Here is a 20,254-nt window from a genome sequence, read left to right on the forward strand (position 1 = left end):
ACGACCGGGAGTACACATGGGCCTCCGACCGGCGGACCGCCTTCTCCTGGCGTCAGCACGGCGGGGCGGTGTCTGGGTCGGCGTCATGGTGGTCTCGTCGCTGCTGCTCACCGGCGTCGCCATCGTGCTGCCCGCCGTCATCGGCCGCAGCGTCGACGCCGTGCTCAGCGGCAACGACGTGGCTCAGTGGCTGGCCCTGAGCGGCGGGTTGATCTTCGTCCTGGTGGTCTTCGACGCCGTGGACGACCTCGTCGGACAGCTGGCCGAGGCCCGGGCGACGGCCTGGCTGCGGCATGGGCTGCTGCGCCATGTGCTCGCCCTGGGCCCGCGCGCCACCCGCCGGTTCACGGCGGGAGACCTGGTGAGCCGGCTGGTGGGCAACGCCGCCAGGACCGGGAACTTCGCGTCGGGCCTGGTGTGGGTCGTCATGGACGTCGTCCCACCGCTCGGCGCGATCGTCGCGCTCGCGCTCATTGATCCCTGGCTGTGCCTCACCTTCCTGGTGGGGCTGCCCCTCGTGATGTTCCTGGTACGCGCCTTCCTCCGCGACATCGCGGACGCCAACGAGGGCTACTTCCGCGTACAGGGCACAATCGCCGCACGCCTCGTCGACGCCCTGGGCGGAATCCGTACGATCGTCGCGGCGGGAACGGTCGACCGCGAGGCGCGACGTGTCCTCGCCCCGCTGCCGGAGCTGCACCGCCACGGGCTGGGGATGTGGAGAGCGGTCGCCCGGATTTCGGCGCGCGGAGATCTTGTCGTCCCCATGCTTGAGGTCGCCGTACTCACGGTGGCCGGACTGGGGCTCGCACAGGGGCGGATCACACCGGGAGAGCTGCTCGCGGCGAGTGAATACGTCATCATGGCAACCGGCATCAGCAGCGTGATGGCTTCGCTGAACCAGCTCGCCCTCGCCCGCGCGACAGCCGGGCGGATCACGGAAGTGCTCGCCGAGCCTCCCGTGGAGTACGGCCACGAGCACCTTCCCGAAGGCTCCGGGCAGTTGGAGTTCCGGCGTGTGACCGTGCGGCGGGCGGGCGGCACCGTCCTCAAGGACCTCGACCTGTCCGTCCCCGGAGGCGCCCTGGTCGCGGTCGTGGGACGCTCCGGCGCCGGAAAGTCGCTGCTGGCCGCGCTGGCCGGGCGCCTTGCCGACCCGGACGAAGGCGACGTGCTGCTCGACGGCGTGCCGCTGCGCCGCCTCACGCGCGACGATCTCCGGCAAGCGGTGGCGTACGGCTTCGAACGCCCGGTACTGCTCGGTGAGACCTTCGCCGACGCGATCGGCTTCGGACCACGAAACCCCTCTGCGGACGAGCTGACGGCGCAGGCCGCGGCGGCCCGCGCCGACGCGTTCATCCGGCACATGCCGGCCGGCTACCGCAGCCGGATCGCCGACACGCCGATATCCGGCGGGGAAGCGCAACGAGTCGGACTGGCACGCGCGTTCGTGCAGGCCAGGCGGGTGCTCGTGCTCGACGACGTCGCCGCCAGCCTGGACACCGTGACCGAGCACCACATCAGCCAGGTGCTCACCGGCGCGCTCGCCGACCGTACGCGCCTCATCGTGACGCATCGGCCGTCCACAGCGGCCCGGGCGGAGCTCGTGGTCTGGCTCGCCGACGGCGGAGTCCGCGGCCGGGGCACTCATGACGAACTGTGGGCGGACCCTGAGTACCGGGCCGCGTTCCAGCCGGTTTCCCCCACGGTCACCGAGCCGTTGGCCGTCATGAGTGGAGTCGTGGGTGGAGGGGGTGCGCGGTGACTCGGCGGTCGTTCCGCATTCTGCTCTCCTCGCTGAGCCGTCGGCGCCGGGAGTACTGGCGGCTCGTGGGCTGGTCGCTGGTGCAGGCCGTACCGGCCTTCCTGTCCGGGTGGGTCGTGGCCCGCGCGGTCGACCGCGGTTTCCTCGCCGACCGGCCCGCCACCGGATTCGCCTGGCTGGGCGTGCTGGCGGGCGCCTACCTCGTCGGAGCCTGGGGAACCCGGCACGCCACGCTGGGACTCGCAGCGCTCATCGAACCGTTCCGGGACGAGCTGGTCACCCTCGTGACCACCGGCACGCTGAACCGGTCCGCACGGCTGGGCGAGCCGGCCGACACCGCCGGCGTGGCACGGCTCACCGAGCATGTGGAACGGGCCCGGGACGCCTACGGCGCGGTCGTCCTGTTCATACAGAGCTTTGTGGTCACCGTCATCGGCGTATCGCTGGGCCTGGCCGGCCTCGCCCCCGTGCTGCTCCTCCTCGTCCTGCCGCCACTTCTGATCGGGCTCGGTATGTTCGTCGCGGCGCTCCGGGCCATGGCCGCCCGGCAGCGGGCGGTCATCCTGGCCGACGAGCACATCGCCGAAACCACGAGCGCCATCACGGGCGGGCTGCGGGACGTGGTCGCGTGCGGCGCCGAGGAGCGCGTACGAGCGGAGGCAGGCGCACAGGTCGACGACGCGGCGCGGGCCGTGGTGAAACTGGCGCGGCTCACTGCGGCCAGGACCGCCGCCTTGGGAGTCAGTGGCTGGATGCCCCTCATGCTCATCCTCCTGGGAGCGCCCTGGCTGGTGCGCAACGGCGTGACGGCAGGGGCGATCCTGGGCGCGGTGATCTACGTGTCGCAGAGCCTGCAACCCGCTCTGCAGAGCACCGTCCAGGGAATCGGCGGCAGCGGGCTGTGGCTGCTGGTGACCGTCGGCCGGATGGCCGAGGCTGCCGAGGTGCCGCAGCCGGAGGACCGGACCGGCGTTCCGGCAGGGGAGCCCCGCACATCCGCAGTGGAGCTGCGCGGTGTCACCTTCGGCTACGCACGGTCCGCGGAGCCGGTGATCCGCGACCTCGACCTCGTACTGCGCCCCGGCGAGCACCTGGCCGTGGTCGGCCCGAGCGGCGCCGGAAAGTCCACCCTCGCCGCGCTGATCGCCGGAGTGCTCGAACCTCAGGCCGGGCAGGTGCGCCTCGGTGACGTACCCGTACGGGCGCTGGTCGGCGACGACCTGGCCCGGCACCGTGTGCTGATCCCGCAGGAGGCGTACGTCTTCGCGGGCACCCTGGCGGAGAACCTCACCTACCTTGCCCCCGGCGCGGCTCCGGAGGACGTGGAATCGGCGGTACGCGACGTCGGCGCGGGGCCGCTCGTCGAGCGCATCGGCGGTTACGACGCCCCGCTGGATCCCCAGGAGCTCTCGGCCGGCGAGCGCCAGCTCGTCGCGTTGGCGCGAGCCCTTCTCCCGTCACCGCGCCTGACGCTGCTGGACGAGGCCACCTGCCACCTCGATCCGGTCGCCGAGGCGGTCGCGGAGGAGGCGTTCGCCCGCCGCCCGGGCACCCTGATCGTCGTCGCCCACCGCATCAGCTCGGCGCTGCGGGCCGACCGGGTGCTGGTCATGGACGGTACGCGGGTCCGCCTCGGCACCCACGAGGAGCTGATGGCCGACTCCGCGCTCTACCGTGACCTGGTCGGGCACTGGGGTGCTGGGGCGGCAGGCCCGTCGCCCGCAGCGCCGTCCAGTGCGGACCGGTTCCCGGCGTCCTCCGTGCCACGGTCACACCCAGCCCGATTCCCGGGCTATCCGTATGGCGTCGATCCGGTTGCGTCCCCCGGCCTTGTTCGTGATCGCTGAGAGGTGGTTGCGGACCGTGCCGACGGACAGGGACAGCCGCTCGGCGATCTCCCGCGTAGGCATGCCGTCAGCGGTCATACGCAGGACATCCACCTCCCGCGGGGTCAGCGGGTTCTCTCCCGCGTCGAGCGCGACCAGCGCGAATTCCGGGTCGATGAACCGCTTCCCCCTGACCAGCTTGCGGACGCCGTAGACGAGACGGTCCGGTGGGGCGTTCGTACTGATGACACCGGCAGCGTGCAGGTCGAGCATGCGCCGGAGGCGCTCGGGTGTCGGCGAGGTCATCATCAACAGCATTCGGCACTCCGGGAGCCGCGCGGCCAGCTCACCCCCGGTGGCGAATTCCTCGCCCTCCTTGCAGTCGACGTCGACCACGGCCACGTCGGGGCGGCACAGCACCGCCCTCGCCAGGGCGTCACCATTCCCGTCTGCTTCGGCGACGACTTCGATGTCCTTTTCGCGAGACAGGAGAGCGGCGAGCGCCCCCCGCACGAGGCGGGTGTTCTCGACGAGAAGAACGCGGATCAATGTCGCTCCCACCTGGCCGTATGCGGCCTGCTGTCACAGCTCGCCCTGCTGTCACACCTCGTCTCGGCTTGTTCCACGCCGTGTGAAAGTCCTAGACCCATTATCGCCGCCATGTCAGGACCTGCTATCCGGTGAGTCACGCGGTCGTGATCGCTGCCACCCGGTCTCGCCATGGCGTCAGAGGGACCTCCGCACGTCGGCCGGGCTCGAAGCCCGCCGCCCTCGCCGCCGCGTCCATGCGGCACAGCCCGCACACCGTCTCGCCTTCGACCGGCCGGAACGCGTGGTCGTCACCCGGCCCCGCGCACAGCACCAGCTCCGCCCGGTCCCGGCCGGGCGCAGGCGCCGCCGTAGCGACCAACCGGGCTACCGACGGCACCTCGGGCATCTTCTGCACCAGCCGATACCGCAGGAACCCGACCACCGACCTCACCCCCTCCCCCGGCAGCCCCGCGCAGAGCGCCCGCCGCAGCTCCCCCGGCGAAACCCCGCGCCGCAACCACTCCGCCGCCGTCTCCGCCAGCCCCTGCGCCTCTCGTACGCCGAGATGCAGGCCCCGGTTCGTCTGCCGCAGGGAGAGCAACACCTTCGCCGCCTCGGCGAGTTCGCCGGTGAGCGGTCCCGGCTCGTCTTCGGGTGGGGGGGAGGTTCTTCTCCTGTTCTTCTTCCTCCGTAGGAGAGTGTCCGACCACCCGATCGGTCGAATCACCGGCCGTCGGCATCTGCGCACTCGGTGACGCGGCAACGTCGTTCGTAAGCGTCTGTTCAGTGACCCAACGCCCGCGCTCGTTCTGCCGCTTGTTCTCCCGCAGAAACCCGCACTCCACCAGCAGCGCCTTGGCCTTCTGGTACGCCCGCGGCTTGATCCCGAGCCGGGCGGCGTGATCGCTCAGCGGCTTGTCGCACCTGCTCTCGGGGAGCCCGAGGACGTACAGCAGGAGCATTTTCGCGTCGTTGTTGAGGCGTGAATGCCGCACGATCGCGTGCGGGGCCTTGAGGTAGTCGCGCGACGGCGCGATAGCATGCCGGAGCATTCCGTTGGACCTCTGATCCAGTCGGTGTGTAGGTCCTCGGCCGGTGTCGCAAGCACCGCCGGGGGCCGCTCCGAATAACGGAGCGTGATGACGCGGTTACCGTACAGCACGGACCGCCCGCTCGACCATTTCAAGCAACAATTCGCCGTCCACGAACGGCACTTCATCCGTAGGCAGCGACTGCCACCCCAGTGGCCAGGTGTCTCCGTCCATCGCCGGTACGCCGACGAACGCCGCGCCCCCCGCGTTCCGGCTCAGCGCCCGCACACCCGCCGGCCAGCGGTGGGCGGCAGCGGTTTGCGGTGGCAACAGGAAGTACATGTTCCGCGCGCCGGTGCCCTCGCGGACGATCGGCCCGGCCTGGAAGTCCGTGAACTGCAGGATTTCGTACGCGGCTTGCTCGCCCAGGATGCCCTCGATGCGTACGGCGTCGAAGTGGATTCCGGCATGTCGCAGCGCGTGTCCGGAAGCGGGCACCCAGGAGGGCGGAGTTTCTCTGTTCATGAAACAGACGATTGCGCGTGGGAGTTGAATGTGACCAGCACCACACGAAGGTCGTGCAGGGTCTGTGCACTTGGGGAGGATGTTGTGCACTCCAGTGAACGAAGTTCCGGCAACGCGAAGATGTTCGGCTCGTTGCTGCGCTTCTACCGCGAACGTGCAGGAATCTCGCAGGAGGCGTTGAGCCGTCGCATCGGCTTCTCCAAGTCCCAAGTAGCCATGGTGGAACGGGGGGAGCGCCCGCCAAAGGGCACCTTCGTCCCGAGCGCAGACGAGGTACTGGGTGCACAAGGTGCACTCCTAGCCGCAGCGAAAGAGCTGAGAGTCAGCCATTTGCCTTCCTGGTTCAAGGCATTCGTAGACGAGGAGGCGAACGCTGTCTCCCTGCACTCGTACGTAACTCACGTAGTCCCTGGGCTACTCCAGATTGAGGCGTACGCACGCGCAGTGTTCAGCTGCCACTATCCGCCGCTGGACGACGAGGAGATCGAAGGCCGGGTTGCGGCCCGGCTGGAGCGCCAAAAGCTCTTCCAGCGAAAGCCCGTGCCAGCCATTGGCTTCGTACTCGAACTCGCTGCGCTCTCTCGCCCGATCGGCGGTCCACAGGTCCTCCAAGAGCAACTGGACCACGTCCTCGACGTCGCCCGGCTGCGTAACGTCGAGATCCAGCTGATGCCGCCGTACCGACTGACTCATGCAGGCCTAGACGGCCCCATGACCCTGCTGGAGACTACCGAGCGACGCCAACTCGCATACGTCGAGGGCCAGAGCGGCAGTTACTTCGTAAGCGAACAGCCTTCCTTGGGAGACCTGTTCGGAAAGTATGGCATTCTGCGAGCTCAGGCTCACAGCCCCGAAGAGTCCGTGAAGCTGATCGAACAGGTGGCACACGCACTATGAGCACCGACCTCAATTGGATCAAGAGCAGCTACAGCGGCAGCCAAGGCGGCGAGTGCGTCGAAGTGGCCACCTCCTGGACCAAGTCCAGCTACAGCGGCGACCAGGGCGGGGCCTGCATCGAGGTCGCCACCTCCTGGACCAAGTCCAGCCACAGCGGTGACCATGGGGCCTGCATCGAAGTCGCAACCTGCCCCCACACCATCCACGTCCGCGACTCCAAAGACACCACCCGCCCCGCCCTCACCCTCACCCCCGCCGCCTGGTCCGCCTTCGTCGCCGACGTGCTCAGCCGTCACATGTAGCCGTCGCGAATTTCCCACGCGCCGTGGACGTTTGCGGTGGGTTGTCGTCCACCGTCACCGAGCACGTGGCCGTCCCGCCGGACTCCCCGAGAGTGACGACGAGCGAGCCGCCCTTCATAAGGCCCGTGCTCTCCACTTCCTTGCGCCACGGCAGACGGACGTCGGACACGCTGCTCGACGACGTGTTGCCGTTGTTCCAGGTGGTGTAGGTGATCGACGCGTCCTTCGCGTCGCCTGTCACCTCGTACGTCACCCGGATCTTCCGGTCCGACTCCTCGTCGGCCTCGTTGAAGACCATCGCGGCGATCGCGACGACGCCGAGGACAATGGCAACCGCGAAACCCAGGAGCACCCAGGGCCACACCCGGCGCTTCTCGGCGCGCGGGGCCCACTGAGGTTCGGACATGAGAGCCGGTGTCCTTCCAGAGGCCGGAGGGGAGCGGTTCCTTGCCTCTCGATCATTCGCCGGGCCAGGCCGACGCGCCCTGGGGCGTAGGCCGACAGGGTGGTGGTGTGGTGTGCGCGAGCCGCGCCGGTGCCTGATCATCGAGAGATGAGCACCGTGATTCGACTCGCCCAGCAACCGGACGCCGACGAACTGCTCGGCCGCAGCCCGCTCGCCGCCCTGGTCGGCATGCTGCTCGACCAGCAGGTACCGATGGAGTGGGCGTTCACGGGCCCGTACACGATCGCCCGGCGCATGGGCGGCGACGACCTGGACGCGCACGAGATCGCCGCGTACGACCCGGAAGCCTTCGTAGACCTGCTGTCGGCGAAACCGGCCGTGCACCGCTACCCGGGCTCGATGGCGAAGCGCGTGCAGCAGCTGTGCCAGTACCTGGTGGAGCACTACGACGGGGACGCGGCGGGGGTGTGGCGCGACGTCGCCACCGGCAAGGAGCTGCTGGCCCGCCTGAACGACCTGCCCGGCTTCGGCAAGCAGAAGTCGCAGATCTTCCTCGCACTGCTGGGCAAGCAGCTCGGCGTACGGCCGGAGGGCTGGCGGGAGGCGGCCGGGGCGTACGGCGACGAAGGGTCGTACCGGTCGGCCGCGGACATCACGGGGCCGGAGTCGCTGGCGAAGGTGCGGGCGTTCAAGCAGGAGGCGAAGCGGGCGGCGAAGGCGGCGGCCCCGGCCAAGAAGAAGGCGTAGACGGGCGGGCACGCGGGTGCCGAGTGCCCGGATAGAGGGCGGGACACACCGGACGCCGTACTTCCGCTCACGGTTTACTCCCGTTCTGGCACTGAATACGACCTTTGAGCCCCCGCCTCATGGCTGCGCCCGGAGCCGCTTGCCCGGTAGGCTTTCCGTGTGATCTTCAAGCGCATCGGAAACGGCCGGCCGTACCCCGACCATGGCCGGGAAAGCACCCGTCAGTGGGCGGATGTCGCGCCGCGCCCGGTCCGCCTCGATCAGCTCGTGACCACCAAGGGTCAGCTGGATCTTGAGACGCTCCTCGCCGAGGACTCGACGTTCTACGGCGACCTCTTCGCGCACGTCGTGAAGTGGCAGGGCGACCTGTATCTGGAGGACGGGCTGCACCGCGCCGTCCGCGCCGCGCTCCAGCAGCGCCAGGTGCTGCACGCGCGCGTCCTGGAACTCGACGGACTCTGAGGGTCCGGCGACCCGGACGGTTGAGCCTTATGGGTTGGCCTGGCCCCAACTGGTTGATCATTTAGTAGGCATCATCACCGAGTCGCATTACGCTGCGCTCATGAGCATGCTGACTCCCCCCGGCATGGGCGGAAAGTACCGCATTACGGGCGACAAGTACCCGCGCATGCGACGCCCCCGGAACCGACGAAGGATCATCCTCGCGGTGATGGCCTCGGCCGTGGCCCTCGGCCTGATCGGCTGGGGGACGCTGCAGCTCATCGATGTCTTCACAGGGGGCGGGAAGCACTCGACGGCCGCCCGCAAGAAGCAGGGCTGCGCCAAACAGGGCGAGCCGTCCGGATCGGCGTCCGGAGCCCCGAGCACGCTGCCCAAGCCGGGCACGATCAAGGTCAACGTCTACAACGCGACGAAGCGCGGCGGCCTCGCCAAGGGCACCGCCGACGAGCTCAAGAAACGCGGCTTCAAGATCGGCAAGGTCGGCAACGCGCCGCCGGAGTACGAGAAGAAGGTCAAGGGCGCCGGGATACTGCTGGGCGCCTCCAAGTCGGCTTCCGGCATGCTGCCGGTACTCGGTGCGCATCTCAGGGGCGCCGTACAGAAGATGGACGCGCGTGAGGGCAGCGACGTAGACCTGATCCTCGGCACGGCCTTCAAGAAGCTGGACACCAAGAAGGACGCGAACAAGGCCATGGCCACGCTGGCCAATCCCTCGCCCGCGCCCTCCGGGAAGTGCTGAGAACCGTACGCCTCAGAAACGTACGAACTGCTACTAGTGTCCTGCGCCAATAGTTGATCGTTAGTTGTTGTGTGACTTCTGCTGCTGGTGCGTCAGTTCCTCGTCGGGGCCCGAAGCTGGAACCGCTGCTGCTCTGTGATGAGGAGCGGGCGGTGTTGGAGCGGTGGACGCGTCGGGCGACGTCGGCCCAGGCGCTGGCCCTGCGCGCACGGATTGTGCTGGCGTGCGCGGGGCCGGAGGTGCCGCCGATCGTGGCGGTCGCCCGGGATCTGCGGGTGACCGCGGACACGGTCCGCAAGTGGCGGCGGCGGTTCCTCGCCGAGCGGCTGGACGGGCTGGTGGACGAGCCCCGCCCCGGCCGGCCGCCCAGCATCAGCATCGACCAGGTGGAGTCGGTCGTGGTCACGACGCTGGAGGACCTCCCGAAGAACGCCACCCACTGGTCGCGTAAGTCGATGGCGGACCGCAGCGGTCTGTCGAAGTCCACCGTCGGCCGGATCTGGCGGAAGTTCCAGCTCAAGCCGCACCTGGCGGACACGTTCAAGCTGTCGACGGACCCGTTGTTCGTGGAGAAGGTCTACGACGTCGTCGGCCTGTACTTCAACCCGCCCGAGGGCGCGGTGGTGCTCTCGGTGGACGAGAAGTCCCAAATTCAGGCGCTGGACCGGTCCCAGCCGGTCCTGCCGATAATGCCCGGGATGCCCGAACGGCGCACCCACGACTACGTCCGCAACGGCCTGACCACCTTGTTCGCCGCTTTCGATGTCGCCACCGGTGAGGTCATCAGCGCCCTGCACCGCCGGCACCGGGCGGCCGAGTTCAAGAAGTTCCTGGTCAGGATCGACAAGGAGGTCCCCGCACATCTCCAGGTCCACCTGATCTGTGACAACTACGGCACCCACAAGACCCCGGCGATCAGAACGTGGCTGGCCAAACACCCCCGTTTCCAGCTGCATTTCACCCCGACCGGCTCCTCGTGGATCAACCAGGTCGAGCGGTGGTTCGGCTTCCTGGCCGACCAGATGATCCGTCGCGGCGCACACAAGAACGTCCAAGCCCTCGAAGCCGACATCCGCAAGTGGGTCAAGAACTGGAACGAAGACCCCAAGCCGTTCATCTGGACCAAGACAGCCGAGGAGATCCTCGCCTCGCTCGCCCGTTTCTGCCGACGAATCTCCGGCGCAGGACACTAGTCCGCCGTGCCGTACATCCGGTCACCCGCGTCGCCCAGCCCCGGCACGATGTAGCCGTGCTCGTTCAGGCGCTCGTCGATCGACGCCGTGACCACGGTGACCGGCGTGCCGGCCAGCTCGCGCTCCATGACCTCGACACCCTCCGGCGCCGCCAGCAGCACAACCGCCGTCACATCGTCCGCACCGCGCTTGATCAGCTCACGGATCGCCGCGACCAGGGTGCCGCCGGTGGCCAGCATCGGGTCCAGTACGTACACCTGGCGGCCCGAGAGGTCCTCCGGCATCCGCGTCGCGTAGGTCGACGCCTCCAGCGTCTCCTCGTTGCGGATCATGCCGAGGAAGCCCACTTCGGCGGTCGGCAGCAGCCGCACCATGCCGTCGAGCATGCCGAGACCGGCCCGCAGGATCGGCACGACCAGGGGGCGCGGGTACGACAGCTTCACGCCCGCCGTCGGCGACACCGGGGTCTGGATCTCGACCTGCTCGGTGCGCACGTCCCGGGTGGCCTCGTACGCGAGCAGGGTGACCAGCTCGTCGGCGAGGCGCCGGAAGGTCGGGGAGTCGGTGCGCTTGTCGCGCAGCGTGGTGAGTTTGTGCGCCACAAGAGGGTGGTCGACGACATGGATCCGCATGGCGTCAACAGTAGCGGGGGCAGCGGCCCGCTCCCATCAGTGCCGACCAGGGCTGGCATCAACACGCCGACCGGAGGGAAGGTGGGTGGAGGACAAACCCAGCATTGGGGTGGTGTGGTGGCCGATGCGCGAAGCTGAGCAAGAGGAGCAGGGCGAGCAGGAACAGGACCTCAGCGATGGGAGCGGCGCCGACCGCAGGCGGCGACGCGCCCAGTTCCTGCGCGAACTGCACGAGGCCAAGGCACTGCGCGACCGCGTGCAGCCGCGCCGCGCCCGCGCGGCCCGGATGCGGCAGCAGATGCGGATGCGCACCTTCCGCTGGTAGCCCGTCAGTGGCCCGTCGTGGCTTTCTCGTACGACTGGTACACGACGCAAGAGCGGAAGACCTCTCGCGAAGGCTTTGTTTCTGCCACGATTCCGAGTGGGCGGGGCTCAGGGCTGCGAAACGGTTCTCCCCCACCCCCAGCTACACCCTCCGGCGCCGGGAGGACTTCCAACCGGCACTCATCAAGACCAGTGGGAGAGTCACGGTGTACATCGCCGCACTGCTCGCGCGCACCGAAGACGGGTGGAGAGCGAGCGACACGGAGCTCGACGACGTGGAAACCCTGTCGGACCTGACCGATCTGGCCCGCGAGGCCACGGTCGACGACGACACGGTGATCGTCTTCATTGAGCAGGAAGACGCATGGTTCGGCCTCGTCCGGGTGGACGGCGAGGAGGACCCGCGCATCTATGTCTCGGACGCGGCCTCGGCCGCCCGTTCCTCGTACGGAGAGATCCTGCTCACCGACGAACTGCTCGGCCGGGACCCCGAGGATCCCGACGCCCTGGAAGAGCTCGTCGACCTCGACGGCACCGAGGACGGCGAACCGGAGGAGGACGACGAGGACATCACGCTGGACGACACCAGCGCCGTACCGACGGGACCGCTCGGAGACACCAGGATCCTGGTGGACGTCGGCCTGTCCGAGGACGAACTGCTCGCACTTCGCACCGACGCCCTCACCGAGATCGCCGACGTCCTGGGCGCCGCCGATGTCCTGGAGACCGTCCAGTAGTGAGTCCGGCAGTGACAACAGAAACACCTGACCCAGATCCGGTACGGGACCGGTGGCAGACGCCCATGCGCCTGGCACTGGACGAGGCGGCACGGGCGGCGGAGGCCGGCGATGTGCCGGTCGGCGCCGTCGTGCTGGCCCCGGACGGCTCGCTGCTCGCGGCGGGGCACAACGAGCGTGAGGCCACGGGCGATCCGACGGCGCACGCCGAGGTGCTGGCCATCCGCAGGGCGGCCGAGCGGCTCGGCGAGTGGCGGCTGACCGGCTGCACGCTCGTCGTCACCCTGGAGCCGTGCACGATGTGCGCGGGCGCGCTCGTACAGTCGCGGGTGGACAGGGTGGTCTACGGCGCGCTCGACGAGAAGGCGGGCGCGGCGGGGTCGCTGTGGGACGTCGTACGGGACCGGAGGCTGAACCACCGGCCCGAGGTCGTCCACGGGGTGCTCGAAGCGGAGTGCTCGGCACAGCTGACGGCCTTCTTCAGGGACCGCTGAAGGCAGAGCTGAAGGCAGGGCTGAAGGGACCGCTGGACAACCGATTTCAGAGCACGGCCCGGCGTGGGCTAAGCTCTCTCTCGGTAGCGTGTCCGAGCGGCCTAAGGAGCACGCCTCGAAAGCGTGTGAGGGGGCAACTCCTCCGTGGGTTCAAATCCCACCGCTACCGCTCAGAACGAAAGCCCCGACTCGATGAGTCGGGGCTTTCGTGTTGGCCGCTCGTTCCCGCTGAGTAAGTGATCACATCCGGCCATCCCTGAACCGGCCGTTTGTACGGATAGACTGCCGCGTCACGCGAGCGCGCAGGGTACCGGCGGGGAGGCCGCACAGCATGGTGCAAACGAAGAAGATAGCTCTCTATATGGTCGTCGTCTTCGTGCTGTACACGATCATCACTGACCCCGACAGGTCGGCCGATCTCGTCCAGATAGGGTTCGAAGGCGTGGCGAGTGCCGCCCAGGGCGTCGGTGAGTTCATGTCCGCGCTGATCAAGTGAACGGGCGCCCGCCGCATCGAAGTCAGCGTCGAAGGAGTGCCCCTTGATCCGCCATCTGGTCCTCTTCAAGCTCAACGAGGGTGTCGAGCGCGACGAGCCGCGCGTCGTCGCAGGCGTGAAGGCCTTCCAGGAGCTTGACGGGGTCGTCCCCGAGCTGGAGTTCTGGGAGTGCGCCTGGAACATCACCGACCGGCCCATCGCGTACGACTTCGCCATCAACTCGGCGGTCCAGGACCGCGATGCCCTGAAGCGATACATCGAACACCCGGCCCACCAGGCGGCCGCCGGACAGTGGCGCGAATTCGCCACGTGGGTGATCGCCGACTACGAATTCTGAGTCCCCGGAACACGAGGCCCCGCACCGTACAGGTGCGGGGCTTTTGCATGCGTATGCCCCAACTTGCCGTCAACACGGAGCTATCCGGTGCTTGCACACAGTGCACATGTCTTGTGATGCTATGACCGCTTTTGACGGATGGGTTGATCGCGATTGACCGAGAAAAGGGGTGGCGTGACCGTGCCGGCCAGGACAGCGCCTCAGGCTCCGCCCCAGCAGGTCCAGCAGCAGTCCCAGCAGCTGCCCCCGCTCCCGCCTGAGACCGCCCCCGCCAAGAGCCGTGGCGCGGACACCAGGGCGCTGACTCAGGTGCTGTTCGGCGAACTCAAGGGCCTGACCCCGGGTACTCCGGAGCACGCCCGCGTGCGCGGAGCGCTCATCGAGGCGAATCTGCCGCTGGTGCGCTACGCCGCTGCCCGGTTCCGCAGCCGCAACGAGCCGATGGAGGACGTCGTACAGGTCGGCACGATCGGGCTCATCAACGCGATCGACCGCTTCGACCCGGACCGCGGCGTGCAGTTCCCGACGTTCGCGATGCCGACCGTCGTGGGCGAGATCAAGCGGTACTTCCGCGACAACGTCAGGACCGTGCACGTGCCTCGCCGGCTGCACGAGCTGTGGGTCCAGGTCAGCGGGGCCACCGAGGACCTCACGACGGCCCACGGCCGGTCTCCCACGACCGCCGAGATCGCCGAGCGGCTGCGCATCTCCGAGGGCGAGGTGCTGGCCTGTATCGAGGCGGGGCGGTCGTACCACGCGACCTCGCTGGAGGCGGCCCAGGAAGGCGACGGGCTGCCGGGGCTGCTGGACCGTCTCGGGTACGAGGACCCGGCACTGGCCGGCGTCGAGCACCGCGACCTCGTCAGGCATCTGCTCGTACAACTGCCCGAGCGCGAACAGCGGATCCTGCTGCTGCGCTACTACAGCAACCTGACTCAATCTCAGATCAGCGCCGAGCTGGGAGTTTCGCAAATGCATGTGTCAAGGCTGCTGGCCAGAAGCTTCGCGCGGCTCAGATCCGCAAATCGAATCGATGCGTAACCCGTTCGGGTAATACCCCGACTTGGCTGAAAAGCCGCACACCCCCTCTTTCCTGCGCAGATTTGTCGACTTGGCGCTACAGCGTGTTGCCGACATGTGACATTCTGCTGGAACCGCGTTTGCCGCAGCCACTCCGCCGGTATTCAGGTGGAGGCTGCTTCCTCCGACGGGAGCGCCCGCAGCTACCGTCAGCGACCTCAAGGGGGTGGCATGTCCGCAGAACAGGGCAGCTCGAAGGTGCTCACGAAGGAAGAAGTGCCCGCCGTGCGCGACACCGTGGTGGCTCCGCCGCCGCTCGTGTCGCAGCCGGAAGCCATCGACACCCGCACTCTGTCCCGCTCGCTCTTCCTGCGGCTTGCCGCCTTGGACAAGGACAGCCCGGACCGTACATACGTACGGGACACGCTCATCGAACTCAACCTCCCTCTGGTCCGTTACGCCGCGGCCCGGTTCCGCAGCCGCAACGAACCGATGGAGGACATCGTCCAGGTCGGCACGATCGGCCTGATCAAGGCGATCGACCGCTTCGACTGCGAACGCGGCGTGGAATTCCCGACGTTCGCGATGCCGACGGTGGTCGGGGAGATCAAGCGCTTCTTCCGCGACACCAGTTGGTCGGTGCGAGTGCCGCGCCGGCTCCAGGAGCTGCGGCTCGCGCTGACGAAGGCCAGCGACGAGCTCGCGCAGAAGCTCGACAGGTCGCCGACCGTTCCCGAACTCGCCGTCGTGCTGGGCGTGTCGGAGGAGGACGTCGTCGACGGCCTCGCGGTGGGCAATGCCTACACCGCGAGCTCGCTGGACTCGCCCTCCCCGGAGGACGACGGCGGCGAGGGCTCGCTGGCGGACCGGCTCGGGTACGAGGACACGGCGCTTGAGGGCGTCGAGTACCGCGAATCCCTCAAGCCGCTGCTGGCCAAACTCCCGCCGCGCGAACGCCAGATCATCATGCTGCGGTTCTTCGCGAACATGACGCAGTCCCAGATCGGCGAAGAGGTCGGCATCTCGCAGATGCATGTCTCGCGGCTGCTGACACGGACGCTCGCGCAGCTCAGGGAAGGCCTGATCGCGGACTGACGGACCGACCCCGTTTACAGGGTTTCCAATTGACGGAGCGTCAGACAAACTGGCGCGATGCGACGTCATGGTCTGGGTCATGGTCCGAGGCATGGTCTGACACGCGGTTTGACACGCGGCCGCCGAGGCGCTGTTACGGGCGCCACGGCGGCGGTTGTGCTGTGTCTGGGCGGAGTGCTGGCCGCGTGCGGCGGCGGGAGCGACGACGGCTATGTGGCGGTCGGAGCCGCCGGGTCGGCGCCGGAGCGTGCGCCGGGGCGGCCCGTACCGCCGGAGGGCAAGGTCGAGCTGGTGCCGCTCGACGAGGGCAGCGGGGGCGGTTCCGGGGACGCGGGGCGTGGGCAGTCGCGGGCCGGGAGCACGGGCGACGGCTCGGGCACAGGCGCCGGCGAGCGCGGCGACGGTGGGTCGGGGGCGGAGGCTCCCGGCAAGGACGGCGGCGCGGGGCTGCCCGACGTACCGGGCGGTGGCGGAGGCGACGGCGGTAGTGGCAACAGCGGCGACAGCAGCGGTACGCCCGGGAAGCCGACCGCTCCGACCACGCCCGCCACGCCGTCGGAGCCCGATACGCCCGGATCGCCGGGGACAGGCACGGGCACAGGTCCGACCTCGCCCGCCACGCCGGCCCCTCCCCCCGCGCCCGCCGCACTCAAGCTCGGCACGCCCGTGCTGGCGGACGGCGACAAGCGCTGGTGCGAGAGGGTGACCGTGCCGTTCCGCAACACCGGTGGATCACCGGTCCGTTCGGGCACCGTCACCTTCGCGACGCACATCATCGGCGCGCTCGGCGTCGACTGGGACACCCGGGAGTCGACTCAGCCGCTGCCCGGGCCGATCGCCGCGGGCGCGGCTGTGAAGAAGACGTACACCGTGTGCGTGGACGCCTGGCGGGTGCCGCTGGGCATGCATGTCGAGACCCAGGACGTCACCGCCGACTGGAAGTGAGCGGTCAGCGCAGTGAGCGGTCAGCCGAGCGCGAGCCAGGCGACCGCGGCGAGGATCGCGATGACGGCTACGACGCCGACGATCACGCCGGTCTTCGGGCCGCCCGACGACGCTGCCGCGGCCGGCTGCTGCCGCTGCGGTTCGCCGTCGTCTACGAAGGCGCGGAACATCTGGGTGCTGCCCGCCGGGTCGTGGTGACCCTCGGGACCTTGAGGGGCGTGGGGGTTGTGTGCCATGGAGAAGGACCCTAGCGAAGAGGGCCCACCCGGCGACACCCCTGGCCCCCTGATGGCTCGCTAAAGGCTCCCGGATGCGCGTGATCTGCGGCTTTACCGGCTGCGCGGGCGCCCTTGACCCGCCGTGCACGGAGCCTTTTGGGTTCCTTTACCCCTCTCAGGCCCGAATTCGTTTGCCTGTGGCAACCAACGGCTTATATGGTTGCCCTAAGCAACAAGATGTTCGGAGGTGCCGATGGCCGCACAGAGCCAGTACGCGGAACTGGCCCGGCAGCTCAGTGCCATCGGCGCCGTGAAGCGGGAACTCGCACGGGTCCTTCCCGCCCACTGCCCGGCAGGATCGGCCGCCGTACTCGTCCTCCTCGACCGCAACGGCGAGATGCGGATGAGCCGGCTGGCCGAGCTCCTCGCGGTCGACATGTCGGTGACCAGCCGGCACGTGGCCCATGTGGCAGACCACGGCTGGATCGACCGGGCCCCCGACCCGGCCGACAGGCGTTCGCGCATCCTGCAGCTGAACCCGGCGGGCCGGGCGCTCCTGGAGGAACTCTCCGAGCGCTACACCCAGACGCTCGCCGCCGCACTCGGGGACTGGTCCGACGACGAAGTCGGACAGCTTGTCACCATGCTGGCCCGCCTGCGCAGCAGCTTCGGAGACTGCCGGGCCAAGGCGCCGTACCACTTCGAGCACGAGCGCGAGCACGAGCACGAGCACGACACAGCTTCCGCAACACCCGCAACACCCGCGTAAAGCAAAGGAATTCAATGGCTACGACCACACCAGCCGGTGTGCGGGGCGGCCACGCCAAGCAGGGGTCCCACCACCACGCCTCCGACGGCACGCCAATGACGCACCGGCAGATCATGGAGGCCCTCACCGGCCTTCTGCTCGGCATGTTCGTCGCGATGCTGTCGTCGACCATCGTGTCGAACGCCCTCCCCGAGATCATCAGAGACCTCGACGGCACCCAGAGCGCGTACACCTGGGTCGTCACCGCCGCGCTCCTCTCCATGACCGTGACCACCCCGCTCTGGGGCAAGCTCGCGGACCTGTTCAGCAAGAAGCTGCTGGTCCAGATAGCGCTGGTCATCTTCGTCATCGGTTCGGCGCTCGCCGGTATCTCGCAGAACACCGGCACGCTGATCGCCTTCCGCGTGCTCCAGGGCATCGGCACCGGCGGTCTGGTCGCGCTCTCGCAGATCGTGATCGCCGCGATGATCCCGCCGCGTGAGCGCGGCCGTTACGCCGGCTACATCGGCGCGACCTTCGCGGTCGCGACGGTCGGCGGCCCGCTGCTCGGTGGTGTCATCACCGACACCGACTGGCTGGGCTGGCGCTGGTGCTTCTACGTCGGTGTGCCGTTCGCGGCCATCGCGCTGGTCCTCCTCCAGAAGACCCTCAAGCTCCCGGTCGTCCGCCGCAAGGTCAAGATCGACTGGCTCGGCGCCTTCTTCCTGGCCGCGTCCGTCTCGCTGCTGATGATCTGGGTGACCCTGGCGGGCGACAACTACGACTGGATCTCGTGGCAGACGTACGCGATGGTCGGCGGCTCGATCGTGCTCGGCCTGATCTTCCTGCTTGTCGAGAACAAGGCCGCAGAGCCGCTGATCCCGCTGCGCTTCTTCCGTAACCGGACGATCGCTCTGACCTCCTTCGCGAGCCTCTTCGTCGGTGTCGCGATGTTCGGTTCGACCGTCTTCCTGAGCCAGTACTTCCAGCTCGCGCGGGACGAGTCGCCGACGATGTCCGGCGTCCTGACGATCCCGATGATCGCCGGTCTATTCGTCTCGTCGACGGTCTCCGGCGCGATCATCACCAAGACGGGCCGCTGGAAGGGCTTCCTGGTCGGCGGCGGCATCGGTCTCGTCGCGGGCCTCGGACTGCTCAGCACGATCACGTACGACACCGACTACTGGCAGGTCGCCGTCTACATGGCGGTTCTCGGCCTCGGCCTCGGCATGATGATGCAGAACCTGGTGCTGGCCTCCCAGAACCAGGTCGAGCCCGCCGAACTCGGCGCGGCCAGTTCCCTGGTCACCTTCACCCGCTCCCTCGGCGGCGCGGTCGGCGTCTCCGCGCTCGGCGCGGTGCTGTCCAGCCGCATCACGCACTACGTGGAGGACGGCCTCGCCGCGCTCCACATCAAGCCGGGTGCGGGCGCCGGTGCGGCGGGCGGGAACACCATCCCGGACATGGACGCGCTGCCTGCGCCGATCAGGACCGTGATGGAGAGCGCGTACGGGGACGGAGTCGCGGACCTCTTCCTGTACGCCGCGCCGATCGCGCTGGTCGGGCTGATTCTCGTGCTGTTCGTGAAGGAGGTCGCGTTGAAGTCGTCGAACGACGGCGAGACGTCGGAGTCACTGGTACCGGTACCCGGGCCGGTGCCTGTACCGGCTGCCGAAACCGCCCTGGAGCCCACCGTTACGGCCACCGGCAAGACCCTGCACGGCACGGTCCGTACCGCCGAGGGAACCGCCGTACCGTACGCCGCTGTCACGCTGATCTCTGTCGCGGGACGGCAGTTGAGGCGCGCGGTCGCCCAGGAGGGCCGGTACGCGCTGGATGCCCCGGCAGCTGGTTCGTACGTCCTGATCGCCTCCGCCGACGGCTTCCAGCCACAGGCGTCCACGGTGGTCGTGGGGGACGAGCCCGTCGCGTACGACATCCTGCTCACCGGTACGAGCGGCCTCACCGGGACCGTGCGCGCCGCGGACGGCGGACTGCCGGTCGAGGACGCGATGGTCGTCGTCACCGACGTACGCGGCGATGTGCTGGCCACCGGAAAGTCCGCCGCACAGGGCGAGTTCGTCTTCGGCGAGCTGGTGCCCGGCACGGTGACCGTAGCGGTGAACGCGACCGGCTTCCGGCCGAGGGCACTGCCGGTGGAAATCGGCGGCCAGGGCGTCGCTCGTATCGAGGTCGCGCTGCAGTCCGGTGCACTGGTACGGGGCACGGTACGGGGCGGTGCCGACCGGCGTCCGCTGGCCGACGCCAGGGTGACGCTGATGGACGCGGCCGGGAACGTGGTCGCCACCTCCACGACCGGGGACGACGGGGCGTACGCCTTCGCCGACCTGGACTCGGGCGAGTACACGGTCGTCGCGACCGGCTATCCGCCGGTGGCGGGGGCGCTGACGGTCACGGGCCACGGTGTGGACGGCCACGACATCGAACTCGCCCACCCAGGGGGGTAATTCAGGACCCCCGGCCGGGGGGGGGCGCGCTTCGAGCGGAGAGTCGCCCCCCTTCCTTACGGCCGGTGTGGAGGCGGGCCTCGGTACCGGGGCCGACAGGCAGGGGACGGCCTGTCGGCCCCGGCCGGGGCCCCACTCGTCGGTGGCGGCGGTCGCCCAGCACCTGGGGATCTCCAGCGTCCACGGCCGCTTCCTGGACTTCGGCGGGCGCATCGAGAAATGCCGGACGGGCTTAACTTCAGCCCGTCCGGCATTTGAGGGCACTCCCCCAGACTTCGTCCCGGGGGGACCCCCAAGGGCGTCCGGGGGCCTGGGG

At 68.9% G+C, this 20,254-nt stretch carries 24 protein-coding genes and 1 tRNA gene; 19 read left to right on the forward strand and 6 right to left on the reverse strand.

Annotated elements, in window-relative coordinates; translation table 11 throughout:
- Positions 1-16: 16 nt before the first annotated feature.
- Entirely contained in the window at positions 17-1,765 is a 1,749-nt protein-coding gene (locus PXH83_RS13785) for an ABC transporter ATP-binding protein (RefSeq protein WP_274560333.1), read from the forward strand.
- Positions 1,762-3,612 carry an ATP-binding cassette domain-containing protein gene (locus tag PXH83_RS13790; protein WP_274560334.1) on the forward strand — a complete coding sequence of 617 codons (1,851 nt, stop codon included), beginning with the start codon at positions 1,762-1,764 and terminating at the stop codon, positions 3,610-3,612. The genes PXH83_RS13785 and PXH83_RS13790 overlap by 4 nt, the downstream gene beginning before the upstream one ends.
- On the opposite strand, the gene PXH83_RS13795 is transcribed toward PXH83_RS13790, so the two are convergent.
- The 3 genes from PXH83_RS13795 to PXH83_RS13805 all read right to left on the reverse strand — a co-directional run bounded on the left by PXH83_RS13795 (position 3,535) and on the right by PXH83_RS13805 (position 5,678).
- Entirely contained in the window at positions 3,535-4,140 is a 606-nt protein-coding gene (locus PXH83_RS13795; RefSeq protein WP_274560336.1) for a response regulator transcription factor, read from the reverse strand. The genes PXH83_RS13790 and PXH83_RS13795 overlap by 78 nt on opposite strands.
- Before the next feature lie 136 nt (positions 4,141-4,276).
- Positions 4,277-4,849, reverse strand: a complete 573-nt coding sequence (locus tag PXH83_RS13800) for a hypothetical protein (RefSeq protein WP_274560338.1) — start codon at positions 4,847-4,849, stop codon at positions 4,277-4,279.
- A 421-nt stretch (positions 4,850-5,270) separates the two neighbouring features.
- Positions 5,271-5,678, reverse strand: coding sequence for a hypothetical protein (locus PXH83_RS13805; RefSeq protein ID WP_274560340.1), 408 nt, complete (start codon positions 5,676-5,678; stop codon positions 5,271-5,273).
- Positions 5,679-5,798: 120 nt separating this feature from the next.
- On the opposite strand from PXH83_RS13805, the gene PXH83_RS13810 reads away from it, so the two are divergent.
- Both PXH83_RS13810 and PXH83_RS13815 read left to right on the forward strand, forming a co-directional pair.
- Positions 5,799-6,575, forward strand: a complete 777-nt coding sequence (locus tag PXH83_RS13810; RefSeq protein WP_274562817.1) for a helix-turn-helix domain-containing protein — start codon at positions 5,799-5,801, stop codon at positions 6,573-6,575.
- Entirely contained in the window at positions 6,572-6,877 is a 306-nt protein-coding gene (locus PXH83_RS13815) for a DUF397 domain-containing protein (RefSeq protein ID WP_274560342.1), read from the forward strand. Before PXH83_RS13810 ends, PXH83_RS13815 begins: the two co-directional genes overlap by 4 nt.
- Here the strand turns inward: PXH83_RS13815 and PXH83_RS13820 are convergent.
- Positions 6,861-7,283 (reverse strand): MmpS family transport accessory protein, encoded by a 423-nt coding sequence (locus tag PXH83_RS13820; protein WP_274560344.1) that lies wholly within the window; start codon positions 7,281-7,283, stop codon positions 6,861-6,863. The two genes, PXH83_RS13815 and PXH83_RS13820, sit on opposite strands and share 17 nt — an antisense overlap.
- Positions 7,284-7,430: 147 nt before the next feature.
- Between PXH83_RS13820 and PXH83_RS13825 the strand changes: the two genes are divergently transcribed.
- The 4 genes from PXH83_RS13825 (at position 7,431) to PXH83_RS13840 (ending at position 10,424) form a co-directional block, all read left to right on the forward strand.
- Positions 7,431-8,030, forward strand: coding sequence for an HhH-GPD-type base excision DNA repair protein (locus PXH83_RS13825; protein WP_274560346.1), 600 nt, complete (start codon positions 7,431-7,433; stop codon positions 8,028-8,030).
- A 159-nt stretch (positions 8,031-8,189) separates the two neighbouring features.
- The gene (locus tag PXH83_RS13830; protein WP_274560349.1) at positions 8,190-8,492 is read left to right on the forward strand and encodes a type II toxin-antitoxin system VapB family antitoxin; all 303 of its coding nucleotides are present in this window, start codon (positions 8,190-8,192) and stop codon (positions 8,490-8,492) included.
- 100 nt (positions 8,493-8,592) lie between these two features.
- A complete protein-coding gene (locus tag PXH83_RS13835; protein WP_274560351.1) occupies positions 8,593-9,231 on the forward strand; it encodes a LytR C-terminal domain-containing protein in 639 nt (212 codons plus the stop codon).
- 71 nt (positions 9,232-9,302) lie between these two features.
- A complete protein-coding gene (locus PXH83_RS13840) occupies positions 9,303-10,424 on the forward strand; it encodes an IS630 family transposase (protein ID WP_420803165.1) in 1,122 nt (373 codons plus the stop codon).
- Here PXH83_RS13840 and upp read toward each other — a convergent pair.
- Positions 10,421-11,056: a uracil phosphoribosyltransferase gene (upp, locus tag PXH83_RS13845; RefSeq protein ID WP_214921387.1), complete on the reverse strand. Its 636-nt coding sequence runs from the start codon at positions 11,054-11,056 to the stop codon at positions 10,421-10,423. The genes PXH83_RS13840 and upp overlap by 4 nt on opposite strands.
- A 124-nt stretch (positions 11,057-11,180) precedes the next feature.
- On the opposite strand from upp, the gene PXH83_RS13850 reads away from it, so the two are divergent.
- The 9 genes from PXH83_RS13850 to PXH83_RS13890 all read left to right on the forward strand — a co-directional run bounded on the left by PXH83_RS13850 (position 11,181) and on the right by PXH83_RS13890 (position 16,504).
- The gene (locus tag PXH83_RS13850; RefSeq protein ID WP_274562821.1) at positions 11,181-11,381 is read left to right on the forward strand and encodes a hypothetical protein; all 201 of its coding nucleotides are present in this window, start codon (positions 11,181-11,183) and stop codon (positions 11,379-11,381) included.
- A 205-nt stretch (positions 11,382-11,586) separates the two neighbouring features.
- Positions 11,587-12,117, forward strand: coding sequence for a tRNA adenosine deaminase-associated protein (locus tag PXH83_RS13855; protein ID WP_274560355.1), 531 nt, complete (start codon positions 11,587-11,589; stop codon positions 12,115-12,117).
- A gap of 65 nt (positions 12,118-12,182) precedes the next feature.
- Positions 12,183-12,611, forward strand: a complete 429-nt coding sequence (tadA, locus tag PXH83_RS13860) for a tRNA adenosine(34) deaminase TadA (RefSeq protein WP_214921389.1) — start codon at positions 12,183-12,185, stop codon at positions 12,609-12,611.
- 82 nt (positions 12,612-12,693) lie between these two features.
- Positions 12,694-12,780: transfer RNA gene (locus tag PXH83_RS13865), tRNA-Ser, on the forward strand.
- 162 nt (positions 12,781-12,942) lie between these two features.
- Positions 12,943-13,107 (forward strand): hypothetical protein, encoded by a 165-nt coding sequence (locus PXH83_RS13870; RefSeq protein WP_274560362.1) that lies wholly within the window; start codon positions 12,943-12,945, stop codon positions 13,105-13,107.
- Positions 13,108-13,150: 43 nt separating this feature from the next.
- Positions 13,151-13,444, forward strand: a complete 294-nt coding sequence (locus PXH83_RS13875) for a Dabb family protein (RefSeq protein WP_214921391.1) — start codon at positions 13,151-13,153, stop codon at positions 13,442-13,444.
- A gap of 180 nt (positions 13,445-13,624) precedes the next feature.
- The gene (locus tag PXH83_RS13880) at positions 13,625-14,485 is read left to right on the forward strand and encodes an RNA polymerase sigma factor SigF (protein WP_274560367.1); all 861 of its coding nucleotides are present in this window, start codon (positions 13,625-13,627) and stop codon (positions 14,483-14,485) included.
- 210 nt (positions 14,486-14,695) lie between these two features.
- Positions 14,696-15,559: an RNA polymerase sigma factor SigF gene (locus tag PXH83_RS13885; RefSeq protein ID WP_274560369.1), complete on the forward strand. Its 864-nt coding sequence runs from the start codon at positions 14,696-14,698 to the stop codon at positions 15,557-15,559.
- Positions 15,560-15,667: 108 nt separating this feature from the next.
- Complete coding sequence (locus tag PXH83_RS13890; protein WP_274560371.1) at positions 15,668-16,504, forward strand: hypothetical protein; 837 nt, start codon at positions 15,668-15,670, stop codon at positions 16,502-16,504.
- Between the two features lie 20 nt (positions 16,505-16,524).
- Here the strand turns inward: PXH83_RS13890 and PXH83_RS13895 are convergent, their stop codons facing one another.
- On the reverse strand, positions 16,525-16,740 hold the full coding sequence (locus PXH83_RS13895) for a hypothetical protein (RefSeq protein ID WP_274560373.1): 216 nt from the start codon (positions 16,738-16,740) through the stop codon (positions 16,525-16,527).
- Positions 16,741-16,975: 235 nt separating this feature from the next.
- Between PXH83_RS13895 and PXH83_RS13900 the strand changes: the two genes are divergently transcribed.
- Both PXH83_RS13900 and PXH83_RS13905 read left to right on the forward strand, forming a co-directional pair.
- Entirely contained in the window at positions 16,976-17,491 is a 516-nt protein-coding gene (locus tag PXH83_RS13900) for a MarR family winged helix-turn-helix transcriptional regulator (RefSeq protein WP_274560375.1), read from the forward strand.
- Between the two features lie 95 nt (positions 17,492-17,586).
- Positions 17,587-19,938, forward strand: coding sequence for an MFS transporter (locus PXH83_RS13905; RefSeq protein ID WP_476691302.1), 2,352 nt, complete (start codon positions 17,587-17,589; stop codon positions 19,936-19,938).
- Positions 19,939-20,254: the final 316 nt, after the last annotated feature.

This window comes from Streptomyces spiramyceticus (assembly GCF_028807635.1).
GTDB lineage: Bacteria > Actinomycetota > Actinomycetes > Streptomycetales > Streptomycetaceae > Streptomyces > Streptomyces spiramyceticus.

What these genes read in the sequence shown, in the direction of transcription:
- PXH83_RS13785 (WP_274560333.1), top strand. Translation starts at nt 17, where the DNA reads ATGGGCCTCCGACCGGCGGACCGCCTTCTCCTGGCGTCAGCACGGCGG.
- PXH83_RS13805 (WP_274560340.1), bottom strand. Translation starts at nt 5,678, where the DNA reads ATGAACAGAGAAACTCCGCCCTCCTGGGTGCCCGCTTCCGGACACGCG.
- PXH83_RS13810 (WP_274562817.1), top strand. Translation starts at nt 5,799, where the DNA reads ATGTTCGGCTCGTTGCTGCGCTTCTACCGCGAACGTGCAGGAATCTCG.
- PXH83_RS13815 (WP_274560342.1), top strand. Translation starts at nt 6,572, where the DNA reads ATGAGCACCGACCTCAATTGGATCAAGAGCAGCTACAGCGGCAGCCAA.
- PXH83_RS13820 (WP_274560344.1), bottom strand. Translation starts at nt 7,283, where the DNA reads ATGTCCGAACCTCAGTGGGCCCCGCGCGCCGAGAAGCGCCGGGTGTGG.
- PXH83_RS13825 (WP_274560346.1), top strand. Translation starts at nt 7,431, where the DNA reads ATGAGCACCGTGATTCGACTCGCCCAGCAACCGGACGCCGACGAACTG.
- PXH83_RS13835 (WP_274560351.1), top strand. Translation starts at nt 8,593, where the DNA reads ATGAGCATGCTGACTCCCCCCGGCATGGGCGGAAAGTACCGCATTACG.
- upp (WP_214921387.1), bottom strand. Translation starts at nt 11,056, where the DNA reads ATGCGGATCCATGTCGTCGACCACCCTCTTGTGGCGCACAAACTCACC.
- PXH83_RS13850 (WP_274562821.1), top strand. Translation starts at nt 11,181, where the DNA reads ATGCGCGAAGCTGAGCAAGAGGAGCAGGGCGAGCAGGAACAGGACCTC.
- tadA (WP_214921389.1), top strand. Translation starts at nt 12,183, where the DNA reads ATGCGCCTGGCACTGGACGAGGCGGCACGGGCGGCGGAGGCCGGCGAT.
- PXH83_RS13870 (WP_274560362.1), top strand. Translation starts at nt 12,943, where the DNA reads ATGGTGCAAACGAAGAAGATAGCTCTCTATATGGTCGTCGTCTTCGTG.
- PXH83_RS13885 (WP_274560369.1), top strand. Translation starts at nt 14,696, where the DNA reads ATGTCCGCAGAACAGGGCAGCTCGAAGGTGCTCACGAAGGAAGAAGTG.
- PXH83_RS13895 (WP_274560373.1), bottom strand. Translation starts at nt 16,740, where the DNA reads ATGGCACACAACCCCCACGCCCCTCAAGGTCCCGAGGGTCACCACGAC.
- PXH83_RS13900 (WP_274560375.1), top strand. Translation starts at nt 16,976, where the DNA reads ATGGCCGCACAGAGCCAGTACGCGGAACTGGCCCGGCAGCTCAGTGCC.
- PXH83_RS13905 (WP_476691302.1), top strand. Translation starts at nt 17,587, where the DNA reads ATGACGCACCGGCAGATCATGGAGGCCCTCACCGGCCTTCTGCTCGGC.